Below are 1,154 nucleotides of genomic sequence, written 5' to 3' on the forward strand. Positions count from 1 at the left end.
GTGATCAGGGGGGTGATGGTGCGGCCCTGGCGTTCGGCCGTTTCCCAGTCGCGGGGTTTGAGCTGGTACTTCTCGGAGTCGAGGTACTCCTCGCTGCCCTCGCGCAGCGGGACGTTCTCGCACAGTTCGTAGCCGGAGTACACCCCCCAGGTCGGCGAAAGGGTCGCGGCCAGGACGGCGCGGACCTCGAAGGCGGGCCGGCCGCCGTGCTGAAGGTACTCGTGCAGGATGTCGGGGGTGTTGACGAAGAAGTTCGGCCGCATGTAGGCGGCCGTCTCCTGCGAGAGCTCGGTGAGGTAGTCGGTCAGCTCCTGCTTGGAGGTGCGCCAGGTGAAGTACGTGTAGGACTGCTGGAAGCCGATCTGGGCCAGGGTCCGCATCATCGCCGGCCGGGTGAACGCCTCGGCCAGGAAGATCACGTCCGGGTCGGCGGCGTTGATCTCGGCGATCACCCGCTGCCAGAACACCACCGGCTTGGTGTGCGGATTGTCCACCCTAAAGATCCGCACCCCGGCCGCCATCCACACCCGCAGCACCCGCAGCGTCTCGGCGACCAGGCCGTCCATGTCGGCGTCGAAGGCGATGGGATAGATGTCCTGGTACTTCTTCGGCGGGTTCTCGGCATAGGCGATCGTGCCGTCACTGCGGTGATGGAACCACTCCGGGTGCTTGTGCACCCACGGATGGTCCGGGGAGCACTGCAGGGCGAAGTCCAGGGCGATCTCCAGCCCCTGCGCACGGGCCTGCGCCACGAACCAGGTGAAGTCCTCCATCGTGCCCAGCCGCGGATGCACGCTGTCATGCCCGCCCTCCGGCGAGCCGATCGCCCACGGCACCCCCACATCCTCCGCAGTCGGGGTCAGGGTGTTGTTGCGGCCCTTGCGGAACGTGGTGCCGATCGGATGGACCGGCGGCAGATACACCACGTCGAACCCCATCGCCGCGATCGCCGGCAACCGCCGCGCCGCGCTGCGGAAACTGCCGTGCGGCTCCTCGGCCGTGCCCTCCGAACGCGGGAAGAACTCGTACCAGGCGCCGTACAGCGCCCGCTCCCGCTCCACCAGCAGCGGCAGCGTCTCCGAGGCCGTCACCAGCTCCCGCAACGGATGCGCCGCCAGCACCGCGTCCACCTCCGGCGTCAACGCCGCCGCCAG

The 1,154-nt window shown here is 68.6% G+C and carries 1 pseudogene; it reads right to left on the reverse strand.

Annotation, left to right across the window (positions count from 1 at the left end):
• A pseudogene (locus M8J74_RS44160) lies at positions 1-1,154 on the reverse strand (alpha-amylase family glycosyl hydrolase); the annotation flags it as partial.

Source organism: Streptomyces panaciradicis, from assembly GCF_023516615.1.
GTDB classification, from domain to species: Bacteria; Actinomycetota; Actinomycetes; order Streptomycetales; family Streptomycetaceae; genus Streptomyces; species Streptomyces panaciradicis.